This is a genomic window from Phaeobacter sp. JH20_26 (assembly GCF_048056275.1).
Taxonomy (GTDB): domain Bacteria; phylum Pseudomonadota; class Alphaproteobacteria; order Rhodobacterales; family Rhodobacteraceae; genus Phaeobacter; species Phaeobacter bryozoorum.
The window spans coordinates 169,815-179,104 of sequence record NZ_JAYMWL010000019.1; the positions used below are offsets into that span (position 1 = coordinate 169,815).

Genomic DNA, 9,290 nt, shown 5'->3' on the forward strand with positions numbered 1-9,290 from the left:
AGGATTGCAGCGAAACTTCACCAGGACGATTCTACCAGACGACGCCAGGCAGCCCAAAGTTCCGAATGCTGCGATCTATTCATAAGGACCGCTTTAGCGGCTTCAGCCTTCGAATACAGCTTTCATCCTTGAAGCGTCATGCTCAAGAAGCCATGATTTATGATCGTCATACAGGTGAGCCAAATTTTCCTTGTCCATCGATACAACGTCCATTCCTCGGTCATCATAGGGATGGAGCGCGATGCTCTTTTCAAAATCAACGATATATGTGTCAGCATGCACCGTTGGTTTTATGCCGAGTTCTGAGCCCAGAGTAAGCCAAAGAACTTCCCGAAGTTGCTCTTTATCAACAAGTTTAGCTACATCCCAATGGCGAAACAGATCTGAACCAGGCGCATCGACGTGATCGCTATCCTTCTGCGGGGTGGCACCAAGATATTCAAATGATGACTTGGTAAGGCCACATAACTTGTAGGGTTTTAGTCTTCTTTTTGCTGGACGTTCAGTTCCATATGTAGACGACAGCAGCCACAGCGACGATGATTTGTTGAACAAGCTTGAGGAAACTGCATCAGCTCGTGAAAATGCTTGTGCGAAGCGCTTCAGAGGTCGGGAAGTAGGACTTCCCTCGCCGCCAAGTTCAAATCGGAGCCCTATGTCGAACTTGTAGAACATCCCATGTGGAAATTCTGCAAGGGTGAAATCACTCTCAAATCGTTGAATAAATTCTTCCATGGGGATCGGTTAAGGTGATCGACAACCATAATCAATAGTTCGCGCACCCATTCCAAAGCAGACTTTGGATTTTTAGGTGCCAAAGGCTGCTTCGTCCGGCATCCCGTCCGTTCGATGATAGTAGGTAGCTGCACCTGCGGCGAAGGTCCGCTCCATTCCATTGCTCGTGCAGCATAGGACCGCCGCCCGGCTGGCAGATCCCAAGACTTTGCAAAGGTCGCTATCTGCGCAAACGACCCATAGCGAAAGTCGTGTCGGCTTTGGTCGCTCAGAAAATCCGCCAGAGGTGATCGCCCCATAAACGCACGATCCTGTCCAAAAAGGGCAGAGGGTCGCGCGCATGACGCTTATCGAACGCATAGAGCAGGCATCAACCGGCATTGCAGTGACAGCCATGACCGCGGCCGCGTCGGGTGCTGTCTGGCTGGTCCGCCGCATCTTTACCAATCAAAGGCAGATCGAGATCCTGCAGCAATCGCTCGAGGCGCGCGATAAGCAGCGTGACGAGGATCGCGAGGCCCTTTCCGACGTCAGAACGGATGTTCGCGAGATTCGCGAATTCCTTCACCGCAGATAACCCGGGCAATGCCCCGCCTGGGGTGAAAGGAGATCTTTGCCATGCAGCTCATTCAAAACTGGAAGCAAACGCTTAAAGGGGCGTGGTCAATTCGTCTGATCGCAATCGCGTGCCTGGTGTCAGCCGTCCCTGTTTTCCTCTCGCTTGTGTCTCCCGGCTTGCTGGGCATTGACCCAGTGATTTTCGCGGCAGTTGCCATGGTGATCAATGCCCTTGCTATTCCCGCGCGCCTGATCGCACAGGTTGGGTTTACCGATCTGCTGTCTGAATTCCGACGTGATACATCAGGGGTAGTGAGCACCCGCTTTGTAAAACAGGTGGGTGCGGGCGCGCTGGTCATTGCCTTGGCCACGCCATTCATCGCGAAATGGGAAGGTGTCAGGCTTGAGGCCTACCGCGATATTATCGGCGTGCCGACGATCTGTTTCGGCGATACTCATGGCGTGCGGTTGGGTGATACGGCAACCATGGGCGAATGCGTCGACCGGCTCGAGCAGGATGTCCAGGCTTTCTATTCCGAGATCGCGGCTTGCATGACAAATCCGGATATTCCAGTTGGTGTTCAGGCATCAATGCTCGAACTGGCCTTCAATGTGGGATCACGTCCGGTGTGTCGATCCACGATGATGCGTCTGGCCAATGCGGGCAGATATCGCCTCGCGTGTGACGAACTACGACGTTGGGTGATTGCGGGCGGCAAGCGCGTGCGTGGTCTGTCGAACCGACGGGCCGATAGCAAAGCAACACTCTGCCTGCAGGGGCTCACGTAATGCGCTCTCTCTCGCTGCTGATGCTCTGCGTTGTTCTGGCGTCCTGTGCAAAGGGGGCGGGGATTATCGCCGGGGCGATTGCAGGTGGTCCCAATGTGGCAGCCAATGTTCAGGCGGGCAGTACCAATGCCCAGACCGTTGGGCAAACCACGCTGCAGGATCAGCGGATCGATGACACGCAAGCCCGCAACATCGAACAGAGTTCCGGAGACACTCAGCTCAGAACCGAGCGCGTTGAGACCGTGATCCTGCGAGAAGATCCGCCAGCGTGGTTGCTGCTGGTGGCTCTGATTGGCTGGCTACTACCGACACCGCAGCAGATTGGCGCCGGGTTCGTTTCTCTGGTCGCCAGACCTTTTCGCGGGTCCCTCCCTGGGGGGTAAGGCCAGTGGGTATGCATATGCGCAGAAATTTATGTGTGGGTGCGGCTGGGGCATAGGGTTGTTTATTATATAGATCGTCCAAGCGTTTGAAAAAAAACAGCAATCCAGATCCGAAATATAAATTGGCGGCAGGTTTGGGCTACTGCCCGGTTTTTTCTCGCGAGGCGTTAAGTGTCTGTAAAAAATAAAAAATCACGTGGGCGGAATGTAAACCGAACCGAACTGGCTGAAATCAACGGCGTGTCCATGCCAACGGTTGACGACTGGGTGAGCCGCGGCTGCCCGGTCGTTCAGCGTGGGGCGCGCGGACGGGCGTGGATCTTCAACACGGCAGAGGTGCGCAGCTGGCGCGATGACGATATTCGTGCCCAGACCAGCCACACCGAAAATGCATCGAAAGATGAGTTACTGCTGCGCAAGTTGGCAGCGGAAACAGAGCAGGCGGAACTGGATCTGGCCAAGGCAAAGGAACAGGTCGTTCCTGTCGAGCAATATGAACGCGCTCTGACAAAAGCCTTTGGTGAGGTGCGGGCTGGCCTGCGAAATGTCCTGCCGCAGCGGGCCGCGCGTCGACTGATGGGCGAGAGCGACGAAACCAAGTTCAAGGATGTGTTGCGCGAGGAAGTCGACCACGTCCTCGAGGCGCTTGCAGATCGGGATCTGGTTGAGGAGTCGGATATCGCGCTTGCAGACGATGAGGGCGAGGGGGCGGACGGTGAGTGAACGCCCGGGCTGATTTCTCCAATGCACGCGCGGTGGTTCAGGCAACCCGGCGCGCGCGAGAATTTCTCCGGCCGCCACCGGATCTGAAACCCTCGGATTGGGCGGAGGCAAATATCAAGATCCCGGTCGGCAATGCCGTGCCGGGACCGATGCGCTTTGACAATGCGCCGTATCAGCGTGAAGTGATCGACATGACCGCCAACTCGCGCTGTGATCGCATCACGTTGATGTGGGGCGCGCAGGTTGGGAAGACGCAGACCGCGCTTGCCGCGCAGGCCTACCGGATTGGCTTCAACCCCGTTTCGCAGATGATGATGCAGCCCAGCCAGGGTGACCTGACCACGTGGCTGGAAACCAAGTTCAATCCCATGGTTGAGGCCAACGAGGGATTGCAGAACGTTCTGGCAAAACCACGTGGCCGCGACGGTGTGAATAACCAGCGGATGAAAAGCTACCCCGGCGGGTTCTTGATGTTCAGCTGGTCAGGATCGCCCAAGACCATGCGTGGCCGGTCGGCGCCATTCATCGTCTGCGACGAAACAGACGGCTATGATCGAACCGGTGAGGGCCATCCGGTTGGCCTTCTGTGGCAACGGGCTGCGACCTTCGGCGATCAGAAACTCCTTTTGGAGATCAGCACCCCGACAATCAAGGGCGAGAGCTGGATTGAAACCGCGTTTCTTGAGGGGGATCAGCGACACTTCCACGTTGTTTGCCCGCATTGCAGCCATAGACAGACGCTGAAATGGTCTCAGGTTTCTTGGTGTAAAGACGACGACGGGCAGCACCTGCCAGAAACCGCTACCTATCTTTGCGAGGGTGAGGGTTGCCACACTGCTTGGAATGATGCCGAGCGATGCGCCGCGATCCGCAATGCAGAAGACCAAGGCGGCGGATGGATCGCAAAGAAGCCGTTTCGCGGCCATGCCTCTTATCATCTGTCGGAGCTCTACAGCTGCTTTCGGTATCTGAAAGACATTGTGCAGTCATTCCTGGACAAACGCGCTGCCGGGGATCTTCAGACGTTTGTGAACGTGTCGCTGGCCGAAACGTGGGAAGAGGCAGGCGACCAGCTGGAATCCTCTGTTCTGATGGCACGGGCGGAGGAGTTCCGGGCACCGGTGCCAATGGGTGCGGGGGTTCTGACCGCTGGGATCGACATGCAGAATGACCGGCTCGAGGTTGAAATCGTGGCTTGGGGGTTGGGTGAAGAATCGTGGTCTGTCGATTACAAGGTCTTGTGGGGCGACCCGCTGCAGGGTGACGTCTGGGATGAACTGGACGAGGTGCTCGCGGATACCTGGACCCATGAAAGCGGGGCGGAGTTGCGGATCTCTGCCGCCTGCCTGGACACCGGCGGCGAGGGCGGACGGACGCAGGCCGCCTATGATTACGCGCGCGAGCGGCTGGGCCGCAAAGTCTTTGCCGTGAAAGGCGTTGGGGGCTGGGGCCGCCCCATTGTGACCCAACCCAGCAAGATCCGCCAGCGCGGCGCGCGCCCTGTATGGCTCCATTCAATCGGTGTGGATGAGGCGAAGGTTGTGGTGGCTCAGCTGGCGCGCATCCCGGCCCCGGGCCCTGGGCATTGTCACTTCCCGGTGAATCGAGATCCCGCCTGGTATGACATGTTCACGGCAGAGACGTTGCGCACCAAGTATCTGAAAGGGTTCCCGATGCGGGAATGGCAGAAGGTGCGCCCGCGAAACGAGGCCTTCGATTGCCGCGTCTACGCTTATGCCGCACTCAGCATCTTGCGACCCAACATAAAGCGCTTGGTGACGGCTTTGGAGGTTCAGGGGGGCGAGGATCAAGACCTTGATCAGGCGCCGCAAAGCGAGGCTCCGGAAAATATGCCAGAGGATACATCGTCCGCAAACTCCGACAGTGGCCCAAAGCGCCGACGGACAAACCGACGAAAACGCAGGCGGCGCCATAACCTTGAATAGGGCAAAAACGTGGGCGCACTACCAGCTGAAATCGGGGCAGGGGTTACCTTTCGGGCGAGTGTATGCCTGCCGGTCTACCCTGCAACGGAATGGGGGCTTTCGCTGATCATGCGCGGCGCCAGCCAGATTGATCTGGTGGCGGATAGTGACGGCGAAAATCACAACCTACATGCAGCGGCCAGCGAGACTGCGAGTTGGTTGCCTGGTCACTACCGCTATGAACTGCGGGTGGCCGATGGTTCAGACTTGGTCACGGTCGAGTCGGGCGAGCTGCGGATCGCGCCGGATCTTTCGGCGCAGGGTGCTGGTGTCGACAATCGCGACCACGTACGCAAGGTGCTCGATGCGATTGAGGCCGTGATCGAAAACCGGGCCAGCATTGATCAGCAGAGCTACCAAATCAACAACCGGTCCCTGCAGCGGACGCCACTGAATGAGCTGTTGAAGCTGCGTTCCCGCTATCGGGCAGAGCTGGCATCGAAGAGTGCGAGCCGTAAGCGCCGGGGCATGGGCCGCACTATCAAGGTGCGCATGCCATGATCGGAAAATGGTTTCGCCGTTCTCAAGCAACAGTCGCCGATGAGGTGCAGCGGGGAGCGCCGCCCATGATTGCGCCAGCCCGCCGACGCGGCGCGCGCTTGTATCAGGCCGCGCAGGCGGATCGGGTCACCTCCGGTTGGTCAACGTCGCCGCTTCCTGCTGATCAGATTGTGCGCCGGAATTGGCGCGCGCTGGTGGCTCGCTCCCGTGAACAGCTGGTGAACAACAGTTATGGCAAGGCGTTTCAGCGCAGCGTGCGCCGCAATGTCATCGGTCAAAAAGGGTTCATCCTGCAGGCTCAGGTGCAAGGTGCTGATGGCAAGCCTGATGCAGATGCAAACCGCGCAATTGAGGCGGCGTTCAAGACGTGGAGCAAGGCCAAGAACTGCGATGTGAAGGGCGTCAGATCCTTCCTGCAGATCCAGAAAACACTGGTTAACGGGCTGCCGAGCGATGGCGAATTCATGGTACGTCACGTCTATGGCCGGGACGCGGGGCCTTGGGGCTATGGGCTGCAGATCCTCGATCCGGTCAACTGCCCCGTCGATTTCGATGAGGACCGCCGCCCCAATGGTCGCTTTATCCGGGCGGGCATCGAATACACCAAAATGGGGCGGCCCGTTTATTACTACTTCCACACGCTCGATGTATCGCAGTCAGACTATTCCCATGCAGGCCGCGCCTTCATTCGGGTGCCTGCGGATCAGATCATCCACTGGTTCGAAGAGGATCTGGTCGGGCAAAAGCGGGGCTTGCCCTGGATGGCAACGGCACTTCTGCGGATGCGCCAGTTGGATCAATTCGAACGTGCTGCCCTAACCAATGCGCGCGAGAGCGCGAACAAGCTGGGCGTGATTGAGTGGGATGAAGGTTTCGGGCCAGAGCCGGAAAGCGATGATGATGACGGCGAGGCTGCAGAGGTAGAGCTCACCAGCGAAGAGGGGATCTATCACGAGATGCTGCAAGGCCAGCGTCTCAAACGGGTTGAGAGCCCTTATCCAAATGGCGAGATGGCGGTGTTTTCAAAACACAACCTGCGCGGCGTCGCCTCTGGTCTGGGGGCCGCATACAACGATCTCGCCAATGACCTCGAGGGCGTGAACCTGTCGAGCATGCGCCATGGCATGCAGGCTGAGCGTGACCGCTGGAAAGAGCTCCAGGAAAGCCTGATCGAGAGCTTTGTCTCAGAGGTCTTTGAGAAATGGCTCGAGTATTCGTTGGTTGCCGGAAAGATCATCTTGAGCAACGGCGCGGCGTTATCACCACGCCACCTGTCCAATTACCTCGATGCAACATTCCATGCCCGGCGGTGGGATTGGATGGACCCTTCCAAGGATGTGAAGGCCGACGCGGACGCGGTCGACAACCTGTTCAAGTCCCGCGGCCAAGTGATCCGGGAGCGGGGCCGCAACCCGCGTGATGTGTATCGCGAATTTGCCGAGGACATTCAGGCGATGAAAGACGAAGGCATCCCGCCCGAAGTCATAGCAGCGCTGATCACCGCGAAATCAAAAGGAGGGCCCCCAAGTGTCCCAGCAGTCGAAACCGACTCCGATGAAACCGTTGCAGGCGGAGGAAACGACAGTGCGTAAGCCGAGTGACCTGATCGGGAAATCCCTGACCCGCTCGCTGACACCTGAACAGATCAACGCTGGGCAGCGTGGCGGTGCTCAGGGCCTGCAGCGGGTGGCCGAGGTTGTCAACATTGACGAAGAGGCGCGCACAGTTGAGCTCGCGTTTTCGTCCACGACGCCGGTCATGCGGTGGTTCGGTGAGGAAGTCCTTTCCCATGAACCGGGCGCGGTCGACCTTGAGCGGTTGAACAATGGCGGCGCGCTGTTGATGGACCACAATTGGCGCGACCAGATTGGCGTCATTGTGTCGGCCCGGATCGATGCCGATCAGGTTGGCCGTGCTGTCGTCCGGTTCAGTCGCAGCGCGCGGGCGGATGAGATCTTTCAAGACGTGGTGGACGGTATCCGCAGCCACGTGTCGGTTGGCTACTCCGTCAGCGAGATCAAAGAAGAAAAACGGGACGGCCAGGCCAATCTGGTGACCGTCACCCGCTGGGCTCCTTTTGAAGTCTCAATGGTTGCTGTTCCTGCAGATCAGACCGTGGGCGTCGGGCGTTCCGGAGAAAATCTGCCAGAGGTGGCGGGGGACGATACCGGGCAGATTGCAGAGAATGAAACAGGCGCGGGCAATGAGGCCGCAGGTAATCAGCAAAGGGAATTTGAGATGAAAACCATCATCACCCGCGACAATGAGGGCAATCTTGTCCGGGCAAAAGTTGACGACAACGGCAATATTGTCGAGGTCGTGGAAATGCTTGAACGGGCAGGTGCAGGTGATGCGGCCCTGCTGCAACGCGGGCGCGAGCAGGAAGCAACCCGGGTGCGCGAACTGACCGAGATTGGCAGTCAGTATGATGCAGAGGATCTGGCGTTGGAACTGATCCGCAGCGGTCAAGGTGTCGAGGATATGAATGCCCGACTGCTGGACCATCTGCACCAGCGCAGCACCAATCACCGTCAGATCATGGACCGTTCCGATATCGGTATGACGGATGACGAGGCCGATCAATTTTCTTTCCTGCGTGCAATCCGTGCGCTGGCTAATCCGACAGACCGGGCGGCCCAAGAAGCTGCGGCGTTCGAATTTGAAGCCTCCGACGCCGCCGCAGAAGCGCAGGGCCGGGATGCGCAGGGCATCATGGTCCCGATGCACGTGCTGATGCGTGCCCCGCTCAACACCGGCACCGGCGGCGTTGGTGCAGGCGATACCGGCGGCAATGCTATTGCAAACCCGCTGTTGAGCCAGAGCTTTATTCAGATGCTGCGGGTCCGTACGATCCTGCTGCGCCTTGCGACGCCTCTGATGGGGCTGGTCGGAAATCCTGATATCCCGACGCAGGAAGGTGGCGCGACAGGCTACTGGATCGGTGAAGACGGAGAGGCGGCAGAGGATATTCTGAGCCTTGGTCAGCGTCAGTTCTCGCCGAAGACTGTGGCCGCCTATTCCGAAATCACGCGCCGCACGTTGAAACAGACCAGCATGGATATTGAGGCTCTTGTCCGCAGCGATTTGGCGCTCGCACTTGCGACATCGCTGGACTTTGCGGGGTTCTACGGTACCGGCACGGATGATCAGCCCCTGGGGATCGCCAACACCAATGGTGTGAATGTGGTCGACTTTGGCGGCGCGGGTTCCGGTGGTGGCGCGGCGATGCCGACGTGGGACGACGTCATTCAGATGGAAAGCGAGATCGCGGCCGCCAATGCGGATGTTGACCGCATGGCCTACGTCCAGAACGCCAAGATGCGCGGTCACTTCAAGAGCAAACAGAAGTTTGCTGGCACCAACGGGGCGCCGATCTGGGAAAGCGACAACACCGTCAATGGGTATCGCGGCGAAGTCACCAACCAGGTCAAGAATGGTGATGTATTCCACGGCGACTTTGGGAATGTGCTGGTTGGCATGTGGGGTGGCCTGGATCTCACCGTCGACCCCTACACGCACAGCCGTCGTGGTCGCCTGCGTCTGGTTGCGATGCAGGATGCGGATTTCGTCCTGCGTCACGCAGCTGGCCTCTGCTACGGCACCGACGCCAGCTAAC

At 58.4% G+C, this 9,290-nt stretch carries 9 protein-coding genes; 8 read left to right on the forward strand and 1 reads right to left on the reverse strand.

What is annotated here, in order from left to right; all coding sequences use genetic code 11:
- Positions 1-102: 102 nt before the first annotated feature.
- Positions 103-735: a DUF3885 domain-containing protein gene (locus tag VWY60_RS16215; RefSeq protein WP_416541147.1), complete on the reverse strand. Its 633-nt coding sequence runs from the start codon at positions 733-735 to the stop codon at positions 103-105.
- A gap of 340 nt (positions 736-1,075) precedes the next feature.
- Here VWY60_RS16215 and VWY60_RS16220 point away from each other — a divergent pair, with 340 nt between their 5' ends.
- The 8 genes from VWY60_RS16220 (at position 1,076) to VWY60_RS16255 (ending at position 9,289) form a co-directional block, all read left to right on the forward strand.
- The gene (locus VWY60_RS16220) at positions 1,076-1,312 is read left to right on the forward strand and encodes a hypothetical protein (protein ID WP_416541148.1); all 237 of its coding nucleotides are present in this window, start codon (positions 1,076-1,078) and stop codon (positions 1,310-1,312) included.
- 41 nt (positions 1,313-1,353) lie between these two features.
- Positions 1,354-2,082, forward strand: a complete 729-nt coding sequence (locus tag VWY60_RS16225) for a lysozyme (protein WP_416541149.1) — start codon at positions 1,354-1,356, stop codon at positions 2,080-2,082.
- Complete coding sequence (locus VWY60_RS16230) at positions 2,082-2,465, forward strand: bacteriophage spanin2 family protein (protein ID WP_416541150.1); 384 nt, start codon at positions 2,082-2,084, stop codon at positions 2,463-2,465. The genes VWY60_RS16225 and VWY60_RS16230 overlap by 1 nt, the downstream gene beginning before the upstream one ends.
- Before the next feature lie 171 nt (positions 2,466-2,636).
- Positions 2,637-3,188, forward strand: a complete 552-nt coding sequence (locus tag VWY60_RS16235; RefSeq protein WP_416541151.1) for a terminase small subunit — start codon at positions 2,637-2,639, stop codon at positions 3,186-3,188.
- Positions 3,185-5,134 (forward strand): phage terminase large subunit family protein, encoded by a 1,950-nt coding sequence (locus tag VWY60_RS16240; protein WP_416541152.1) that lies wholly within the window; start codon positions 3,185-3,187, stop codon positions 5,132-5,134. Before VWY60_RS16235 ends, VWY60_RS16240 begins: the two co-directional genes overlap by 4 nt.
- Before the next feature lie 108 nt (positions 5,135-5,242).
- Positions 5,243-5,674, forward strand: coding sequence for a hypothetical protein (locus VWY60_RS16245; RefSeq protein WP_416541153.1), 432 nt, complete (start codon positions 5,243-5,245; stop codon positions 5,672-5,674).
- Entirely contained in the window at positions 5,671-7,266 is a 1,596-nt protein-coding gene (locus tag VWY60_RS16250) for a phage portal protein (RefSeq protein ID WP_416541154.1), read from the forward strand. Before VWY60_RS16245 ends, VWY60_RS16250 begins: the two co-directional genes overlap by 4 nt.
- The gene (locus VWY60_RS16255) at positions 7,202-9,289 is read left to right on the forward strand and encodes a phage major capsid protein (RefSeq protein WP_416592529.1); all 2,088 of its coding nucleotides are present in this window, start codon (positions 7,202-7,204) and stop codon (positions 9,287-9,289) included. The genes VWY60_RS16250 and VWY60_RS16255 overlap by 65 nt, the downstream gene beginning before the upstream one ends.
- Position 9,290 lies beyond the last annotated feature (1 nt).